This window comes from Paenibacillus sp. FSL E2-0177 (assembly GCF_037992975.1).
Lineage (GTDB): Bacteria > Bacillota > Bacilli > Paenibacillales > Paenibacillaceae > Paenibacillus_AQ > Paenibacillus_AQ odorifer.
Genome location: NZ_CP150307.1, coordinates 4,457,374 through 4,477,405 on the forward strand (window position 1 = coordinate 4,457,374; position 20,032 = coordinate 4,477,405).

Consider the following 20,032-nt stretch of genomic DNA (forward strand, 5'->3'; position numbering starts at 1 on the left):
TATAGTGAAGCGGCTTACTACCATACTAATTTCCCTTCTTGTACTCACTCTAACTAGCGGATGCTGGGATAATAAAGAATTGGACGAGTATGGGTATGTGCAGGCGGTCGCCATTGACCAAAGCGAAGACAATCGGATTGTAATCACGACACATTTCTATAATCCTTCCACCAAAATAGAAATGGGACAAGCAGGGGATCCAGCGTCCAAGGGAATTAATATCGTTACGAGTGGAGAAACCTTTTTTGAAGCAATAAGGGAGATCCCGGCAAAATTTGGTCGAAAAGCCAAATGGGATCATATGCGTGTCATATTAATCGGGGAGCAACTAGCCAGAACCACGAACATCCGGGAGGTACTTGATTTTTTCTCCAGGGATCAAGAACCGCGTGGTACCGTTCTTCCTCTCATCGCTGAGCAATCTGCGGCACCATTTTTAGATATCAACCCGTTTATCGAGCAGACCATTGGTCAACAGTATAAGAGAATGGAGACGAGCGGTGCTCTATATGCCGCAAAAACTTCCAAGATTCCTCTCTATGAGCTGGCTATACAAATGTGTAGCCCCTCCAATACTTCCATCATCCCTTACCTGCATAAGACCAGTTTGGATCATAAACCATTGATATCTGGGCTGGCTGTAATTCATGACGGTAAAATGATTGACATTCTAAAGGAGAAGGATACCGAAGCATTCATGATGCTGACGGATAGATATATCTATGGAGTACTAGAATTTCCTTGCCCGGATGAGACCGAAGTACCGCTTCGGAAAAAAGAAACGCTTGAAGTGCTTACCTTCAACAGTACGCTTACTCCAATCGTAAAAAATGGTTCTGTGTCCGTCGGTGTAAAAATTGCTATTGAAGGAATGATCGGAGAATTACGTTGCTCACATTTAAAAAACAATAAGGACATGAAGCTTTTTGAGCAGCGTATCATAACTCAGGTTGAACAACAGGTTGAGCACGCAACCAAGTTTTTGAAAACAAAAAAGATCGACGCACTCGGAATTGGCAATCAGATTTACCGGAAAAATCCGCAGCTGTGGAAACAACTAGAGCCTCAATGGAAGGATACATTCGCCCAGACTCAGTTCGATATCAACGTTGATGTCAAAGTGTTAAGCACTGGAATGAACTCAGGCACAATATTTGGAACAAAGGAGAAGTAGCTATGGTGGGAAAAATAATCTGCGTTCTCTTATTAGCTTCCGCTATGCTAGCCCATGACATCCCAAGGTTTAGACAAGCCTCCATCCGCGATCGAGTAGTTTATGGAGTATTATTACTACCCGTACTTTATCTCGGATTTATCTTTATTGCAGCTAAGCCATGGCCCAATTTAGATTCCATCTTCAATTTATTCACGGCTCCAGCTGAGCACATCGTCCATTGGATCAACCCTGCCATTTCATAAGCTTAAAGAATGAGGAGGAACGTATGAATAAGCAAGAACGTGTTAGTTCGATCCAAATGTCCATGCTGTTTCTCTTCTTTATGACCGGTTCCTCAATCGTTATCGTCCCTGCGTCACTAACTAACTTTGCTGGCAACGGAGCCTGGATATCCCTCTTAATCGCCTCGGCCATAGGAATGGCTCTGCTTTCCGGTATTCTATATTTGAACCGACGAGCGCCAGATCTTTCGCTTGTGGAGCAAAGCCGCTCCGTACTTGGAAACGGACTGACCCTCGTCCTCCTGATTCCTTTCACTTGTGTACTGTTTTGGAATGTCGCTGGAATTGTAATTGAGATCGGAACCTTTTTCAAAAGCACGATGTTAAAAGAAACGCCCACTTACGCAGTAAACACCATGTTTTTTATAACGATTGCGATGACAGCTCTAGCTGGAATTGAAGTGATTGCCCGCATGGCAGCCGTCCTAATGTCACTAATGTTCGGATTTATCATCTTAGTCTGGATACTCGTAGCAGGGTTGTATCATCCCGAGTACCTACTGCCCATCATGCCTGATGGATTTAGGCCTATCCTAAGTGCTGCATATGTAGTCTATGGCTTTCCCTATTCCGAGCTTATCGTTTTTTCGATGATTTTACCGTTCGTACGTAAAGAAGACAATTCTAAACTGGGAAAACAGATGTATCTTGCACTCATCATCAATGCCCTGACGTTAATTGCTTCTGTCATTAGCAGTATTATGGTATTGGGACCACTGTCCGGCAGCTTGAAATATTCATTATATCAGTTGGCGAGACTCATTTATTTTCAGGAAACCATTGAAAGAATCGAATCCGTGATTGGTTTTTCACTCATTATCGGGTTCTATTTCAAGGCTTCTATCCTGCTGCTTATTCTTATTAAAGTACTAAAGGAGCTTCTGAGATTGAAGGATGAACGTTTAATTGTTTTCCCACTTGCTTTTGTCTGCCTGCTGTTATCTGTAACGACTTACACACAGGAGTCTGAGCTTGAGAAAATCGTGAATACTACATGGCCCTTGCTCACTAACCTAGCTTACATCCTGCCGTTTCTTCTGATTCTATTGGTCACTTTTATTCGTTATCATATAAATCAACACAAAAAATAACCCGTTCTAAACGGATTCAATTCCCCTATCTCATTTCGCAGACTTCAGCTTCTTCTTTTCTTGGATCCAGCCCGCCAGCAAAAGTATTGCTCAACATAATTGCTTGCCATCGCGATTGAAGATTCTGAGATTTCTGGACCCAGAGGACGTTATTTGCAATTTTTTGGCCTGTGGAGCAGAGTTTAGGACTCCACTGACGCTATCTCATATAAAAAGACTCATATTGAGTGTTTTTTTATGGGAATAGCTGCTATACAGTCCGCTAGGATGCAAAATGTAGACCCATGACACGTTTAAGGTCAGCTGTGTCCGATGGGCTTGGTCTGTGCAAGTGTTATTGGATCAAACGAAGCAAAGTAGGGATGCCCAACAGCCACTTTTAGCTTATTAGGACACCCCTGTTAAGTTTATTACGTTACTCGCTCTAACCAATAAATTCTTGAACCCACTCGCTGTTATAGTAACCTATTCCAATTTCTGTAAAGCTACTATTCAGGATATTGGCACGATGACCAGGACTGTTCATCCATTGGTTCATTACTTCTTCTGCGCTCGACTGACCTTTGGCGATATTTTCCCCTGCTGAATTGTATGAGATCCCGAATGCTTTCATCATATCAAACGGAGATCCATACGTAGGAGACTGATGGTCAAAATAGTTATTGTCATACATATCCTGCGCTTTAGCCAAAGCCATTTTCGAAAGTTCGCTATTTAAGCTAAGAGGCTTCAAGCCTGCATTCGTTCTTTCTTTATTCACCAAATCCAATACTTGCTGTACCGATTGGGATGTATTGGTGGATGGTTGTGGATTTGCAGACTTCTGTGGGACAGCAGAATGTTGCGGATTTGCAGAATATTGTGGTTTCGCCGACTGCTGCGGATACGTTGTTTGATCTGTTGTGCTTCCTGTAGGTGGATTGGTACGGATGAACCCATCCAGCCATTTCGTTACATCGCCAGGAACTTGTTTAGTCTTAATTGTTGTATTCCCTGCATTCTCCGTGGAAATGGAAGATGCTTGCGTTAAAGTTGAACTTGAGGCAGTTTTACGAGCATGATTGTCAACCTTCGTTTGTTGAGTTGTCATTTGGTTGTTGGCCGAGTTATTACCCGAACAAGCAGTAACGAGTAATAGCGCTACTATTACGATAAATGGTTTAATTAGAACCCCTCCTGATTTGGCAAAGTAGTGACTTAATCGAATAAAGTTTTTGTAAAGTACCCCTGATTTATTCATCTCTAATTCAAAAATATAAAAAGCAAAAAAGTCCACTCGCAACATGGTTGCTGTGGACTTAATCTTAGTGGATATTTTAGATGCGTCGATATAGTTACATTTATAGTAATTTATAGAATTTTTTACTAATTAATGTTATGCTTTGTTAAGATCATAAAGTATAACATCAAATAAGATTTGGACAAACAAGCTTATAGAAATAAGCAGGCTTTGTTAGGTAAATAGATACTTTTAGATTACTTAATGTAATGTGATTGCAAAATTATTACAAGGAGTGATCATGCTATGTTAGAAGGTATCTCGATAAAACAAGTCTCCATTTATTGTCCTGAAAGAGTGATTAACAACCAATATTTTATTGACCATTTTCAAAAGCAAGGTATAGATATTAAGCGGATTCTTAAAAAGACAGGCAGAAAAAACCGCCATGTTATTGAAGGAACGAAGGAGAACTCGTTGACGATGGCGATTAATGCCGCTCAACAGGCAATTGATGCTGCATCATTGAAATCTGCAGATATAGACCTGATTCTTTTTTCCAGCTCAACTCCGGAATATTTATCACCTACGAATTCATTGCTTATTCACAAAGCTATCAAAGGTAAAGATGATACGCTTTGCTATGACTTAAATGGTAATTGTATAGGAATGTTTATTGCGGTTGAACAGGCTGCTCGTACTTTATACGATGATCCTGATAGAGATAGAGCGTTGGTTATCGGTTCGGATTTTTTAAATTTATGGGCTGATCCTTCACATCCAATAACATATTCAATTTTTGGCGATGCCGCCGTAGCCCTCATTTTAGAAAAAGATCATTCAGAGAGTGGATTAATTGACGTAAGGTATCTTTCGGACAGCCGTTTTACAGAAGAAATTGTGTACCCCGCTCAAGGATTGGCTAAGTCTTTGCGTGATGGGGCTGAACACCGCTACTTACACTGGGGGAGATTCAGCGGAATAGACAGTGTACGATTTGCGGAAGCATCTATTGTTGAATTATTAAACAAACATCACCTAACATTCGAGGATATACAAGTTTTTTGTTTTTCACAATTTACATTGGCTAATATTAAATTACTTCAAGCTAAGCTGAACCTGGATCAACATAAAATTATTTATGTAGCCGACGAATATGGCTATACAGGCACAAGCAGTCCCTTTCTGGCCTTATATTGTGCTATTGAACATGGTTTGATCAAACGTGGCGACAACTTATTATTTTGGACATTGGGGTCAGGTTATCAAGCCGGTTCAATGTTATGGCGTTATTGACATGAGGCTCCATTCATTCATCCTATCACTATCGAAACTCCACAATACACCAACAACAATCCCATCAGTATATTAAATTGACTTCTATATTTAGATATCATTTTTTTGAAAAGAGAACCACATAAACACCAACTAAAAGTGCCCATAAAACCGATGAATGCTAAGACTATAGGGTAACTCAATAAGCTAAAATAGGAAGAATGAGAGGTAAGAATAAATGTAGATGTAACTGTGATTCCATATAATATCCCTTTAGGATTAATAAATTGTAAAAGCATACCCGCAATAAAACTGTTGTGTTTATCGCCACTTCCATCACTTTCTTGATGTTTACTTGTAATAATTTTAAATGCTAAATAAAACATGTAGACTCCGCCTATCACAGCCATAATAGATTCAATCTTAGGGATAAAATTGATCAGAAGTATATTAAAATAGCAACATAACAATATAATCACGAAAAAACCTGTGCCCACTCCTAAACAAAATCTCATTGTTTTTCGTAAACCAAACTGGTTTGCAAAAGTCATTGCCATAATGTTATTGGGTCCCGGAGTAAAGCTAGCCACAAATGCATATAAAAACAAAGAAACAATCACTGAATTCCACCTCGTTGTATGTTATAATGTATTAATCAGACGCTATAACGTCCTTATGTGCGTTTTATTGTATATCCTGGTCGTTATAAAGTAAATAGGATTAGGAGAATTACCGTGGAAGAGATAAATCAAATCATTGCGGAGAATATAAAAAAGATTAGAAGAAGTAAAGATTTAAGCCTGGAAAAGGTGGCTGAATTAACAGGAGTAAGCAAAACAATGATTGGTCAAATCGAAAGAGGCGAATCGGCACCTACCATTACAACCATTTGGAAAATCGCCAATGGATTAAAAACTTCATTTTCTGCGCTGATAGATTACCCAAAGCCTGACACAAGAGTCGTATTAAGAAATGAAATTCAACCACTGCTTGAAGACAACGGAAAATATCGGGTGTACCCATCTTTCCCATTTGATGAAAGCAAACGATTTGAGGGTTATACAGTTGAGATAGACAAAGGTGGATACCTTGATGCCAATCCACATATGGAAGGAACTGAAGAATTAATCACTGTATTTGATGGTGAATTGTCTTTGCGTGTCAATGATAATGAATATCTATTAAAATCTGGTGATTCTATCACGTTTAACGCAGACAAACCCCATGTATATTATAATCCAGGACAATCATTGACCCGTTTAAGCATGATCTTATATTATTCTAGTTAGCAAAAAAACCAAGGTTCTTAAACCTTGGGATCAAATCTTACTATGATAACCTGCGGAGATAACGCTCAGCCTCCCCATTATGAACCGTCCAGCATTAACTTATAAACCTTACCGTCTTTTGCATATTCATTATTAAAAAGCAGGGCATCCCCTTCTCTTTTCAGGAATTTCAGATTGTCTCCAAAAAAAGGAAGGTCGTTTGTTTCGGCATATTTTTGCTGCTCTACGTCAAGAAGTGCCTTGTACAACAATGTTTTGGCACCTGTTTTACGATCTATCATCATGAGGAAACCTTGCTGATTGGACCGAATCAGCAGAAAATCCTCGTCCATTCCCTCCACTAAATAATTATCCGAATTACCACCTAGGGTGTTCAGATTAATCGTCTCCGTTACGTTCCCTGTTCCATCTTCAATTAATCGTAATATTTTCCCATCGGTAAGCAGGAGCTGATCGCCAGCTATTTTCACATTGTCACCATAACGAAGATGATATCCTACACTTGCGTGGCGAATGACCATTCCATCCTTAATAATCATCGTATACCATTTATTATTGATATGTGGTTCTCCGTAAACATCTGTTACGGTTAGATAGATTAGACCTTTCGGCGTCTTCTGAAAATCGAATTGAACAGCATCGAATAACTGCGAACCAAGGTTCGTTAGCAAGCGAGTTTGTCCTGCGGAATCTGTTAGATATAACCCCCCTGTTTTTTTATCCACTGTATAAGTAGATCCAGCAAATTGTGCGCTGGCATCAGCATAGTTCAATAGCCCAGTTGCTGTATATATCCTCTTCGTCGCATCCCAGCTGACCGTTGTTCCTCCTAATGAATTTACAAGAAAACGGGCAGGTACATAGAGTTGACCATTAATTTCAAAAGGAACACCTTCTACACTTACCAATTTACCATCAAGGACCCCCTGTTTACTTCCAATACGAACGGCTATCTTTTTTCCCCATCCAGTAAACTCCGCTCTTTGATGCGATTTATCCCATACAACCTTAAGTCCTGCCGCTTCCCAGTGACTGGCTGAAACATAAGTAATCCCATCCTTTACTAGTGCAGCGCTCGTACCTTTCCCGCCTCCATCCATAATGAAAGTGAAGTAAGCGGGCAATGCCGCATTCGCAACTGGAGCAGCAAGCAATGATGCAACAAGTATTGGCGCTAGCAACCATCTTTTATCCATATCTTGATCAACCTCCATGTTAGAAAATCATAAATTCTTCATAGGGTATAGACGCAGTTTAATTCCAAAGGTTCCTAGAAGTTAACAATAATAGTAAATTATAAGATCAAAGTCTCTCCTTCTATTCATCCTCTCATCTGCCTCTTTTTCTCTCATTTCGTTGTTCCCCCAAGAATCTGTGAAAGTTTTCTCATAAATTGATAGGAAGGTTGGCGCCAAACCTTAAACAAAAAAATTGAAAGAAGGCAATTACAATGGCTTTAGGTTGTGATACAGCTACAAATGTAACAGCAGCAAGATTAACTACACTTAAAAATAATAAATTCACATTCGTTTGCCGATATTTGAATCGCGTCGAAGGATACCAGGATGGTCTCACCTCAGCTGAGATTACACGGATTTCAGATGGGGGATTATATATCATATCCCTTTATCAAATCAGCAAATCGCTCGATCATTTTACGAAAGCCAATGGGGTTAAAGATGCTGAAACGGCTGTAGGATTAGCAAGTGATTTGGGACAAACCAGCAGCACTCCGATTTATTTTGCGATAGACCGCGATATGACCTCTACCGAAATCACAAACAATATAGTACCTTATTTTCAAGGCATAAAATCAGTGCTAGACAGCAGTACTAAAAATTCCAAAGGTTATAAAATGGGTATCTACGGATCACGAGCAGTCTGCTCTCATATTCGAGGCACTAATTCCGCCACAACACGTTACACCTTCATCGTAGATAATGACTGGCAGGGAACCTTCGAGGATTGGAACCTGCGACAATATAATTTCAACACTGAGGTAGGAACAAGCACTGGCAAAATCAACGTAGACTATGTAGAGTCCTCCTCACATAGCGGTGGAGGCTGGAAAAAGTAATTTATTCGACTTTTATCGGTGACGAGGCGGCGTTATACAAAAGCAGATGATGATAGATTTAAATAAAATCTCGTTATTATAAAAATAGTAAAAAGACAACCAGGCATGGATTATCCGATTAATGGAGAAGCTCTGCCTGGTGTTTTTGGTTTGTAGCGGTTTGTTTAAGCAGATAATCATAAATCGTAGCTATCCGATTTTAATGTCTTCTTTGGGCAACCCTCGGAGAAAAATACGCAGAATTTTCCAATTCCCAGCCGAATTACGATCGAGCATCCATTCCACACTGACAGCAACTCGCTTTCCTCACTGATAGCAGCTTGCTTTCTTCACTGACAGCAGCTTGCTTCCGCTATCCTCTCCCTGTATATTTTATCGCTGTAACTTTATGCAACCTATGAGATAACTGCACTCTATACACTTATTTCGTCTGTAAAAGGCTAACTTCTCACTTTAACTGTATTCTATACAATTAAAAATCACAGTTATCAGCTTTAGCGGCAAAAAACTAAAAAATAGCTGTACAAAATACAACTATCTTCATGAGCGAGTTTTTCGAGCGAAAATAGCTGTACAAAATACAATTAAAAGCCGCTACATATTAAATTCCTCCGCTCTCCGTATAAAAAAGGGGCGAGATCTTTGTAGATCCCCCCCTGCTCCACTTGCTCCTATTTAGAATCGCTCATTTGATCATATGCTGGATCATACGTCCACTTCAGGCCGTTGTCCTTACTCGACAGATAGATGGTACCTACAGTGTTGCCCTCTTTGCTGAGCAGAATAGGATACAATCCTTCTTTTCCATTAAAAATAGGTGAAAGCGGCGTTTTTTGATATTCATTAAAGGTTTCCGGAAGGGATACCACGAGCTTTTCCCATGACTGTCCCTTATCTTTGGTCCAATAAATAACTGGCCCATTATCTTCATAATATCTGAACCCTAAGAATCCGATATCCTTGTTAGAAAACCCTGCCCCGGCTAAACTTTCCGCGTATAAATCGTTAGGATTTCCAAGCTCCGTCCATGTCTTCCCGCCGTCAGAGGTCTGGTATACATAATTTAATGAGCGTCCCACGCCTGCAGAACCTCCGGAGACGATCCATCCATTTTGTTTGTCGGTAAACCCGATGAACTTGGCGTCATAACCCTTTGCACCTGCAATGTTGTAGTTATTCCACGATTTCCCCATGTCATCACTGATTAATACATGTAGAGGGGATTCTTTACCATCCGCAAATCCATATACAATTGCAGTTTTGTCCTCGGAGATATAAAATCCGGTATCCGCTCTCCCCATCCCCATTTCTGTTCCAGTCGTATCAAGTTTTAAAGGCGTTTGCGCTTGGATCTCCCCTTTCAGATAGGAGACAGAGACATTACCATCCTCGTCCATGGAATACGCATTCCCAGCGTCATGCACAACCACTTGTTCGCCACTAGAGCTGTAGGAATAGATAGTACCTGGTTTGAGCGCCGCCGTATCTGTAGATTGACCGGTTAGGTTGGTACAGGCTGCTAGCACTGCTGTTACACCAACCACCATTAAGACCGCAAGAAATGCGCCTACTCCATTTCGTTTTTCTTTCATATTTAAAATACTGCCAAATCGCTGCTTCATCGAGTGTTTTCCTCCTGCAAAATTCGTTGATAAAGCTACATGCCGAGTAGCATTACTTTGCATAACCGATAAAATGGCTTCGCAGTATTTCTTTCGATATGCCGCATTTTGCTTACGTACAACGGTGTCATCACAATAAATTTCAATTTCGCGGACAGCTTCGCGTGCCATGAACCAGACCAATGGATTAAACCAATGCAGTGCCTGCACAATCAGTAGCAGTAGCTTATATATGATGTCATGCCTTTTGTAATGGACCAGCTCATGTTTTAAGATAAACTCCAGCTCTTCGTCACTATATTGATCATGCGGCAAGAATAGTGTTGGCTTGTAAAAACCCATTAGCATCGGATTCGGAACTTTACTGCTTATCAGAACCGGAATGGCGGTTGTTACATGCATTTCTTTAGCGACTTGTTTGAGCTTGGAGAACATATCCTCTCTCTGAAGAGGGCTGCTCCAACGTAACACCTGTTTCCTGAAAAAGAAATAACTCAGCAAATGATACCCTAAAAAAAGCACAGCGCCAGTAACCCAGATGTAAGCTAAAATATTAATTCTAGAAGGGATATGGCTTACATCCCCTGTCTGGACCGGCTGAGAGATTACTGGCGTATCCGCCTGCAAATTCTGGGACACTGAGCTTTGAAAGACAGTTGCTATGGCCTGACCTTCGGGTAGCTGAATCGCCACAGGAGGATTGGTAAAGGAAAAGTTGAATGGCAACAATAATCGCAAGGTTAGGATCAACCATATCCAATAGCTCAACTTAGCCGAATAATGTTTTCTTAACAAGGGAGTTAATGTGATTAAGCCGATAATAACTAAACTAAGGGTCACAGAAATAACCAGAAAATCTGTAAAAAGACCTGTTATCATCAGGATTCCTCCTTATCTACTCTATCGAGCAGTTCCCGCAACTCAGCAAGATCGCTTTTATCAATCGCCTTCCCGTTGTATAAGGACATCACCATATCCTGCACAGAGTTGCCAAACAGCTTTTCAAGCGTAGACTTCCCTTCGCTCTCTTTATAATCTGTCTCAGAAATTGCAGCGAGATAACGGTTGCTCCGCCCTTCTTTTTCGCAAGATAGAAAGCCCTTTTCAACCAGCCGTGACAGCACTGTCATCAAAGTAGCAAGCGCCCACTTACGTTTATCCCCCAGTTGATTCAAAATATAAGAGGAGCTAACCCAACTCTCGGCTCTCCAAATCACCAGCATAATTTCCAGTTCAGCATCTGGCAAGCGTTTGATTTTGTTATTCATCCATATTTCTCCTTGTTATACATTTGTGTAATACATTCATTATACAAATGTGTAATTAAAAATCAAGCACATTATTTCTAAAATATGTATACATTCTTAGACGTTTATTATTTTAATAAAGGTTTCACAAGTCCAGTAGCAAATAATAAATAGAACCCTAGGAATTTTTATAAGATTCCAACAATGAGATAACCAACGCACACTCAGCTGAAATTTATAACTATTTTGGAAACTAAGTGATTGGTCTGCATTATTCTTAAGTAAGGAGGCAGGTTATGAAAAAATTTAGTATTCTATCATTTTCACTGATAATTTTACTAATTTTATTATTTGTATTAGTCAGACCCACGCAAAAGATCGTAAGTGTCAATCTTGCATCCGAAACAACAGAAATTACTTATACTGACCGTGAAAGCCTTCAAATCTTCGAAGATGCTATAAGAACTGTAAAAAAAGTACGCGGGTCTGTTGATGTGGGTGAACCGACTTATCGAATGACTGTTACTTACGCTAATTCAAAGGTGGCCGGATTCAGCCTTTATATGGATTTTAAAACGAAAGATGGTTTCCTGATTAAAGCTAGCAATAGCGAAAAGATGCTGGATTTAAGAAATAAGAATTCGGTTGAGCTAGCTGATCTGTTAAGTAAAGAAAAGGAAGATTAAAATTTGGAAACTCAATCTAAAAATAGGCATGGTCATCATACAAATGTAAAAACAAGCCATCCTTTAGTACTAACTAAGGATGGCTTGTTCGTAATTATATTATTTTCCTGCGCTTCAGATATACTGTCCGCTCCGCTCAGAGCGCTGCAATTCTCTGCTGGATGCGTGGGAATAATGCAAAGGCATTCTCATAAAATACTTTCTCGTGGTGCTGCTCAGGCACAAGCCGGCGGACGAACTCCGCATACAGGTCAATAGGCGCGAGTGGCCAATCGGTACCGAACAACATTTTTTCATAGTGATCAGAGTACACCAACGCCCGGCGAAAATGATCCATAAACAGGGGTTCATTCATGAACCGCTCAAAATGAGGCCGATCACCAACAACGAGACCAGACAAATCGGCATAGACGTTCGGATTCTTGGCGACCACTTCGGCAGCATCCATCACCCAGGGATCGCCTAGATGGCAGATCATAAAGTTCACGTCGCGCCGTTGGAACGCCAGTTCGTCCACGGTAAGCGGATGCGCATACTTAAGCAATCCATTCATCGAATACGTATCACCGGTATGAATAACCACAGGCGTGCCGTACTTGGCTGCCAGCTCATAGATCGGCGAGTAGATTTTGTCATAAACGTAATGATGATAGTACCCGGCATAGAGCTTAATACCAGCTACCTCAGGAGCTTGCAGCCGTGCCTCAATTCGGTCCAGCTCATCCAAAGCATCCTTTCCTCCGAGCATATTCGGATTAATGCCCACGCATTCCATTAAGAACGGCGGTACACTGGCTTCCAAGTCGAGACCCATCGGATTGGGAGAGGCAGAGTCAGGAAAGGCTCCCTTCGTCTGCTCCGTGACCCCCATTCCAATGCCGAGAACAACGTCGTTCTTGTCAAACTCCGCTTTGAGCCCAGCAGCTGTGTAATCAACTTTGGAGAGGTCCAGTGCTGTCTGATGAAAGCTATCGATGTCCGACAGATGAATGTGAATATCAATGATTGGCATTTATAGTCTCCTTTTTGTCAGAAGCACTAGCAAAGGTCACCTTCATAAGATTACGAACTGCCTCTGGATCCAGAATGAGCTCTCCCATGATCATGAAGGTCGGCTGTGTCCAAGCGGTTTCTCCGTTCAGTAGTAGTAGATGGTGATTCACACCATATGTGAATACCTTATTGTTCACGTAAGACATAGCTCTCTGATTAGGATAACTATGCACCACATGCAGCATGTCTTTACGTGAACTTGCACCGATTCGGATAAGCCCCTTGGATTCCAGATGGGCTTCGACCTTCCCGATAGGGAAGTTGCCTTCCTCTGGGAGCTCCATCCAGCCTTCCGAATAGATTGGTGAAGGCTTAAAGTAACTATCCTCGGATAGCGAATAATGCGGTAGCGTCATTCCACTTTCATTGGTTACTGAAATCAACACACAGAGCACAGGAACTCCGGGCAGCATAAGGTAATGCTGATTGATCGTGATCCCCCGGTTTGCTTCCTGCTTCTCCATCGAAGTGGTCAGTCTTAATCCCTTCCAGACGTTGCCGTGATCATCCATCTGCTCCGTCCAAGCTGCACTTCTTGGCTCCTGCAACCGGCTAAATCCGCCTATGCCAGAAATACCCACACCGAGTCCACCATGCCAAGGATTCCACCAGGAACGTGGTTCAGCTTTCGGAAAAGTGCTGTCCAGCCACTCTTCTCCTTGGTGCTTCAAGGAATGCACAACGCTGCCGAAATCAGGAGCAGCTGCAATAGATAGAACTCCGTTGCTCACTGTGTAAATGGGACCCGCAGGTCCTTCTTCTATCCCACAAACAACGCTTGTTTCCGTTTGTGGAAACCAGAGGCCTGTTCGCTCTTGAATGCGATCCTCACCACGATAGACGACCCGGACCTTACGGCCAGATTCGTTGTGTTCTGGTGATTCTGTATCCTCAGTAGAGAGTTCAAAACCAGCGGAGTGCAAATTTTGTCCTCTTTGCAACTCCATCTCAGCGACACTTTGCTCCTCTTCTCCATCAGCCTGTACATACAATTCAAGGCTTCCATCAAGCGGTGTCATCTTTCGTTCGATTAGCTCGGCATGAAGTGCCCCTGCCGCAAAAGGATTTCCACCGCCGAGCGTTAGCTCAAGATGATCATCCAATACCGGTATGACCGAATTCTGCTGTTTTAGGGCAAAGGCGCGGAATTCCGACCACTTAAGGAAGGTGTTAAGAGCAAACATCATAGTTTTTGTCCGTACGACATCTCCAGCTGAGATTCGGCCAAGATTATGCTCCAGCCCAAGCGGGTATTCCGGACGAAGCAATTTTAGCGAAGGATCCCAGCAGATTCCGCATGTGACGTTCTCTTCCTTGCAGAACAACCAGTTCTCCGTAATTTGTGCACTGTCCCAAAGACTTGGATCGCCTGAGTAAGCATCGCCCATGTCCACGTATTGGCCCTGATATGGCAAGATGAGCTGTTTACCGAAAAAGCCGAAATTCGTCAACAGATACATGTCTTCTTCCAGGATATCACTATTGGTATTGCAGACCTCACTATAAAACTCAGCGATTCCGTTGGCAAATAGCTTAGCCACTCTTTTTATCTCAAGACCCGGGAATTCTTCCGACTCGTAAAGAGATTCGAGAACCTGGCTCTCCCCTTCAGAATAGATCTTTACTTCTTTGGCCTGTTTCTTAGAGAATTCTTCTGCGAATGGCTTGCCTAACTTCGGATGGGTCAACCAGAAATTATGGCTCGAGCCGGGATATTCAATCCACATTCCATTGTCGGTATTATTAAGATGAATAGAGTAGGCGCCATTCACAGCCACCCACTGATCCCCGTTTTCCCCGCCAAAGCGGCCATGCGTTCCCTTCATTAGAACGGATAGCTTGCTTATGAAGGTGACTGCCTTCTCTCCAACCGGAACGGCCGTTACCTCAATAGCCTGTGAATAAAGACCGTATGAATTTAGGGTAAAGGGTACTTGAATAGAAGCCTTACTCTTAGCTGGAACAGTAAAGCTTACTGTACGGTCCGCCCATACGAGGAATTCGTCTTCTGGCAAATCAAAAGAAAATTCTGCTTCTGCAGCAAAATTATTCTCCACATTAAGGTACAGTTCCGAAGGAAGACCCAGATACAGTTCCCGGTGTGGCAGCGCTATCTTCATTTTGAGTGGAAATTTAGGAGCAACGCCAATGCGGAATTCCGCACGCTTGCCACCGATGATCCATTTGCTGAAAACAACGGGGTGTGTCTTCTTATCGTTCTGCTCTTCCCGAACTGAATCAAGCTCAAAATCACCTTCCACGATAACCGTTTCACCTGGAGCGAGTATTCGCGCAGCAGATAGAGCAAAACGGATATTTTTATCGTTCTGGCCTTCGATCTCAATGGCCAGCTCAGACGTCGAACGATTCTTGATGCGATAGCGGATCTTGTAGGTCGAACCAAACACTAGATCATGATCATCAATCTCTGTAGAGATCTCATAGTCTGGTGTATCAAGAGCGGTCAGACCACGGCCAGTCTTCTCGAATTCCGCCCGCAAGGAGAGTTCTCCCTTTTGCCAAGTGTAATCAAAGAAATCAAAGCCACGCTCCTGGCGGCCATCTGGCTGGATGGGAAGTTCACGGGTACTGTCTGCATACCAATCCAGTTCTTCAAAATAAGGAGCAAGTGCTTCCGTTTGCAGTACTGTTGGAATGAAGTTCATCAGATGGACGTAATCTTCATTTTTCTCCCAAAAAAATCCGCATTTCTTATACATCGGTACGGCTTTCGTATTACCTGCCCAAGTGAACAGATCAAGACGTGGCCAGCCCGCTTCTATTGTTTGGCGAACAGCGTTCAGAATCAGATTGCGGCCAACCTTGTATCCGTGATAATCGGGGCGTACATTCAATAGCGGGACATACAAAGCCCCTTCATCTTGACGGTAGTGGGCGAAGCTGCAGAAGCCGACTACCTCTTTGCCATCAACGGCAAGAAAGGCATTAAGATTGGACGAGATCTCCATCTCACGGCGCACACTGTCCTCAGTTCTTTGATTGGTGCCTCCGCCCCAGCTTTCGTTGCTGCGGTTCCACATTTCTGCGACCGCCCCAGCATAAGAAGAATCGTATTCGATAATGCGGATTTGTTCCGCTGTAGTTTTTACAGTCATGCTTTCATCTCCTTATTCCTCAAAAAAATATGAGTATGTATTCGTATACAGTTATTGTGGATACCCTCTCTACAACATATTGAAATAACTCCTACGAGTTCTTATTATACTATTAACTGGAAGCTCAATACGAGGTAAAAAACTCTTTCTCCTTATTTTCTACATAAACTCACTGCCAGCAGAAAGCTACAAAAAAAGCTGTCGAGTCACCCTCGACAGCCTGAAGCTGCTATTAGGAGCAGCCTTTCTTCTTTAACAACTCTCCACACGATCCGCCGCTCTTTTCTTCATATTAGCGAGACCTACAATACATATCAACAGTACGCAGATAGAATAAGGAAGCGCCATATTAACGGTGTATAAGGCCGTACCTATAACTGGCCCTATGAATGACCCGCCACCTTGCAGGGCCGCAATAAAGGAAGCAACGCTTCTTTGCTCATGGTCTTGAACCGCCATTGAAGCACCCGCACTGTAGCCGAGCAGTGTAAAGCCGATGCCAATACCCAAGAATGTAAAGTCTACATACGCAAATCTGATGAACAATAACAATCCCAGCAAGCCTAAGGCAACAAATAAGAGTCCTACGAGCAGCACTTTTTTAGGATGCCATTTGAGATACTTACTGATTACAATTTGCGAGAGCACTACCATTATTCCCGAGATCGCCAGCCCCATTCCAATTAACTGAGTGGCTTGCTGAGTACTGTAACCCAAGCTATCCTGCACAAAAAATCCGATAGTAACCTGCACGATATTCAGAGCAAACGAAAGCAAAAGTCCAATCCACAAATAGAGGCGTATACGTCGATCATTGGGGGAAAGTGAAATCGCCTGCCGCTCAATCTCAATATTCTTTTCTTTAGGAATAAACACCAGAAACAATATAGCCAAGGTGAACAATAAAATAGCTGCCGCGTACATTGGTGAGGTCAGGCCCAGTGAAGCCATTCCTCCACTCATTGCGGGTCCTACTACGAAACCAAGACCGTTGGCCGCTCCGAATAATGCCATTCCTTGTGTACGGGTTTCTTTTGTACTCCAGCCCATAACATAAGCTTGTGCTAATGCCGGAATTCCTCCAAAGAAAAAGCCAGCGATTGCGCGAAGTAAAAAGAAACTCCAAAACAAACTCTCTTTACTCTGTGCATTTACTGCATAATCAGCCAATAGTGCAAAAATGATGAGTGTGGCCATATAGACGAACATAATCGAAGCAAGCAGCCACTTTCGGCTCATAAACGTTTGTTTTTCCCAGAAATATCCTCCGAGCAGCCAACATAACCCCGCCACCGATACTAAACATCCTGATTGAAAATCACTCAGCCCCAAATTTCGCGCAAGCGGACCAATAATCGGATTAAAAGCAGCTATTGAGATCATTCCTGTAAGTACGATTAGAAACATAATACCCCGTCTGTATTTCATAAAATCCCCTTCTCCTCTCAAGTAAACCAGAAACAATATACGATTCGTCATAATCGCTGTGTTTATGGTACTATGCATGGAAGTCAGGCCTCTACCTCTTGGCGGATTACTTTACTGGTTAGCGGGATTTATAGTAGAACAAACAAAAAACCCTGCTCTTAAGAGCAGGGTTATAGATGTTAATCCACCGTTCCAACATTCTCCAAGTGTAATGAGCTTTCGGAGCTGACGCCTGCTTCCGTACTCAGAGTAGTAAGTGCTTGTTTTAGATCCTCTTTATTCACATAGACATACGGACTCTTCCAAAGAGATTCCACATGTAAGGAATTAATATGCTCTGGTTTAAGTTTAGGGAAGTTGAATAACCACTGCTGCAGATCTGCTTGAGGAATATCCGTCTTCACATTTTCACCAATGATATCCAATACATTTCCCCATTGGGACACACCTTGGAAGTTTCCTAGCTTATCCAGAATCTGCTTGATTACTTGCTGCTGCCGATCATTACGCTGGAAATCGGAGGATTCAGCCGTTCCTTGATTCGATTTACGGTACCGCACAAAATCAAGAACTTGTTGGCCATCCAACTTCTGCAAGCCTTTCTTTAAATCGATGTGTGTACCATCTGCCGTATCGGTATATTTCATATCCATATCTACATCTATAGTCAGTCCGCCAAGCAAATCCACGGTCTCCTGCAACACATCAAAATTCACCACAACCATGTGATCAATCGGCAGACCGAGTAAATTGCTGAAAAACTCTTTTGTATTCGGAATAGCCTCTGTTTTGTCTTTTATGTAATGATATGCATAATAATAATTGGCTTTACGGGAAGGTAACGATTTAGGTTTTAGCAACAAATCCCTGGGTAAAGATAAGAAACTCGTCGATTTCGTGTCCGGATTGAAGCTGACAAGCATCAGAACATCGGTATTCATTACCCCACCGCCACCGTCCCGGCTATCTACCCCGGCAAGCAGAAAAATCATAGGTTCAACCGATACCGTCTCCTTTTTTTCCTCTGGAGCAGCAGTGGGTTGTACGGTGACTGGAGCTGCCATACGCTGTATCGCATCATCCGTCTTTTTGTATAAATACCCTGCATATACTCCAATCCCTATAATAGTTGCGCCTAAGACAAGACCAATGCTCGTCAGAATTTTACGGGTTGTTGTCCACTTGCGTTTGTTAGACATAATTTCCTCCACTCAGTTCCAATAGCTTATTCAATCAGCGCTTTCATCCTTATGAACTTTAACACTTAGCACTATGCCAATCGCTATCATATTAGTTAGCAACGAGCTGCCTCCATAACTAATAAAAGGTAATGAAATCCCCGTTAGGGGCAGTAACCCAATATGCATCCCAAGATTAACGGAAACTTGAAAGATGAACATAGCGATAAACCCGGTGACAATATAGGTACCTGCACGGTCCCTACTATCCAGCGCAATAAAGATCATTCGGTACACGAGCAGCAAATAAAGCATCAGCAGCACGGATGAACCTATAAAACCGTATTTTCCCCCGATGACTACGTAGATCGAATCGGAATACGCATATGGAATATATCCTTTTCGCAAAAAAATACCTTCACTGCCCGATAATCCCCCGGAGCCAATGGCTATCATTGCGTTTTTTACATGCCAAGACTTATCTGGATCGCTCTGCGGGTCCAAAAAAGCTTGGATTCGTGACAGTTGATGGGGCTCGACAATCTTGGATAACAGGTCGAAGTTAGCATAATACAGCCATAGTATCGTGCCGATCGAAATAATCACAACACCAAGGATCAGAATCATATATAGAGCACGGATGTTACCAATCCACAGCATACTAAGTAATATGCCAGCAAATACGAGTGCTGTACCCAAATCGGGCTGATCCATTATTAAAATGAAAGGAATTAAAAAAACAAAACCGACCGGCACTAAATCTTGAAAAAACCGCAGCCGCTGGCCCTCTCGTGTACCTAATAGATGAGCAATGAGCAGCACCGTACATATTTTAGCCAGCTCGGAGGGCTGAAGCTGAAAGCTCCCAATACTTAACCAACGCACGGCACCATTGAGGTTTTCTCCAACCAGCTTGACTAGTACTAGTAAACCTATGCCCACGCCATAAAAGAGATAGGCTAACCTGCCTAATAGAATCTTATAATCTACCAAAGCAATGAATAACATGGGTAGGCAAAATAAAGCAAATAAATACAAATAACTTATGTAAAGACCGTCTAACCGCGTATCCGTAGTCGCTTCATAAATAGCAACAGTACCCATGCCAACTAAGCAGGTGGTGAGAAAAAGTACGGATCTGTCCAGCTTTGCAATTTTGGTAGAGATAAGCATTTACAACCTCTATTTAATTTCTGTAGTTTTCTTGTTGTGTAGGGGATATATGCATGAAAATGGGCATTACAAATAATCCGCTGAGCACTTTTACTTCTTTTTTCTCAATGAAGCGCTACG

16 protein-coding genes are annotated in these 20,032 nt (G+C 42.2%); 6 read left to right on the forward strand and 10 right to left on the reverse strand.

The features are described 5' to 3' along the window. Positions 1-4 precede the first annotated feature (4 nt). Both MHI25_RS19900 and MHI25_RS19905 read left to right on the forward strand, forming a co-directional pair. Positions 5-1,174 (forward strand): Ger(x)C family spore germination protein, encoded by a 1,170-nt coding sequence (locus MHI25_RS19900; RefSeq protein WP_179088771.1) that lies wholly within the window; start codon positions 5-7, stop codon positions 1,172-1,174. A 268-nt stretch (positions 1,175-1,442) separates the two neighbouring features. Beyond that, complete coding sequence (locus tag MHI25_RS19905) at positions 1,443-2,549, forward strand: endospore germination permease (RefSeq protein ID WP_076217872.1); 1,107 nt, start codon at positions 1,443-1,445, stop codon at positions 2,547-2,549. 424 nt (positions 2,550-2,973) lie between these two features. Here the strand turns inward: MHI25_RS19905 and MHI25_RS19910 are convergent, their stop codons facing one another. Then, positions 2,974-3,639, reverse strand: a complete 666-nt coding sequence (locus tag MHI25_RS19910) for a CAP domain-containing protein (RefSeq protein ID WP_081383225.1) — start codon at positions 3,637-3,639, stop codon at positions 2,974-2,976. Between the two features lie 435 nt (positions 3,640-4,074). On the opposite strand from MHI25_RS19910, the gene MHI25_RS19915 reads away from it, so the two are divergent. Then, positions 4,075-5,064 (forward strand): ketoacyl-ACP synthase III, encoded by a 990-nt coding sequence (locus MHI25_RS19915; protein WP_076127253.1) that lies wholly within the window; start codon positions 4,075-4,077, stop codon positions 5,062-5,064. Positions 5,065-5,081: 17 nt separating this feature from the next. Here MHI25_RS19915 and MHI25_RS19920 read toward each other — a convergent pair whose 3' ends face one another. After that, a complete protein-coding gene (locus tag MHI25_RS19920) occupies positions 5,082-5,663 on the reverse strand; it encodes a LysE family transporter (RefSeq protein WP_340394056.1) in 582 nt (193 codons plus the stop codon). 114 nt (positions 5,664-5,777) lie between these two features. Here MHI25_RS19920 and MHI25_RS19925 point away from each other — a divergent pair, with 114 nt between their 5' ends. Further along, entirely contained in the window at positions 5,778-6,332 is a 555-nt protein-coding gene (locus MHI25_RS19925) for an XRE family transcriptional regulator (protein ID WP_076127257.1), read from the forward strand. Between the two features lie 77 nt (positions 6,333-6,409). On the opposite strand, the gene MHI25_RS19930 is transcribed toward MHI25_RS19925, so the two are convergent. Continuing rightward, a complete protein-coding gene (locus MHI25_RS19930; protein WP_340394058.1) occupies positions 6,410-7,528 on the reverse strand; it encodes a copper amine oxidase N-terminal domain-containing protein in 1,119 nt (372 codons plus the stop codon). Between the two features lie 254 nt (positions 7,529-7,782). Between MHI25_RS19930 and MHI25_RS19935 the strand changes: the two genes are divergently transcribed. Further along, complete coding sequence (locus tag MHI25_RS19935) at positions 7,783-8,409, forward strand: glycoside hydrolase domain-containing protein (protein ID WP_076190697.1); 627 nt, start codon at positions 7,783-7,785, stop codon at positions 8,407-8,409. Positions 8,410-9,080: 671 nt separating this feature from the next. On the opposite strand, the gene MHI25_RS19940 is transcribed toward MHI25_RS19935, so the two are convergent. Together MHI25_RS19940 and MHI25_RS19945 are read right to left on the reverse strand one after the other, a co-directional pair. Beyond that, positions 9,081-10,910, reverse strand: a complete 1,830-nt coding sequence (locus MHI25_RS19940) for a M56 family metallopeptidase (protein ID WP_340394059.1) — start codon at positions 10,908-10,910, stop codon at positions 9,081-9,083. Then, entirely contained in the window at positions 10,910-11,299 is a 390-nt protein-coding gene (locus MHI25_RS19945) for a BlaI/MecI/CopY family transcriptional regulator (protein WP_076143756.1), read from the reverse strand. Before MHI25_RS19945 ends, MHI25_RS19940 begins: the two co-directional genes overlap by 1 nt. 275 nt (positions 11,300-11,574) lie before the next feature. Between MHI25_RS19945 and MHI25_RS19950 the strand changes: the two genes are divergently transcribed. After that, positions 11,575-11,964, forward strand: coding sequence for a hypothetical protein (locus MHI25_RS19950; protein ID WP_076127262.1), 390 nt, complete (start codon positions 11,575-11,577; stop codon positions 11,962-11,964). Positions 11,965-12,100: 136 nt separating this feature from the next. On the opposite strand, the gene MHI25_RS19955 is transcribed toward MHI25_RS19950, so the two are convergent. From MHI25_RS19955 to MHI25_RS19975, 5 genes are all read right to left on the reverse strand, one after another. Then, positions 12,101-12,976, reverse strand: a complete 876-nt coding sequence (locus MHI25_RS19955) for an amidohydrolase family protein (protein ID WP_076104960.1) — start codon at positions 12,974-12,976, stop codon at positions 12,101-12,103. Continuing rightward, on the reverse strand, positions 12,963-16,133 hold the full coding sequence (locus MHI25_RS19960) for a GNAT family N-acetyltransferase (protein ID WP_340394061.1): 3,171 nt from the start codon (positions 16,131-16,133) through the stop codon (positions 12,963-12,965). The genes MHI25_RS19955 and MHI25_RS19960 overlap by 14 nt, the downstream gene beginning before the upstream one ends. Positions 16,134-16,385: 252 nt before the next feature. Continuing rightward, the gene (locus MHI25_RS19965; RefSeq protein WP_076201547.1) at positions 16,386-17,561 is read right to left on the reverse strand and encodes an MFS transporter; all 1,176 of its coding nucleotides are present in this window, start codon (positions 17,559-17,561) and stop codon (positions 16,386-16,388) included. A 179-nt stretch (positions 17,562-17,740) separates the two neighbouring features. Further along, positions 17,741-18,760: an LCP family protein gene (locus MHI25_RS19970; RefSeq protein WP_076182929.1), complete on the reverse strand. Its 1,020-nt coding sequence runs from the start codon at positions 18,758-18,760 to the stop codon at positions 17,741-17,743. Positions 18,761-18,790: 30 nt separating this feature from the next. After that, positions 18,791-19,912: an FtsW/RodA/SpoVE family cell cycle protein gene (locus tag MHI25_RS19975; protein ID WP_076127270.1), complete on the reverse strand. Its 1,122-nt coding sequence runs from the start codon at positions 19,910-19,912 to the stop codon at positions 18,791-18,793. Between the last annotated feature and the right edge of the window lie 120 nt (positions 19,913-20,032).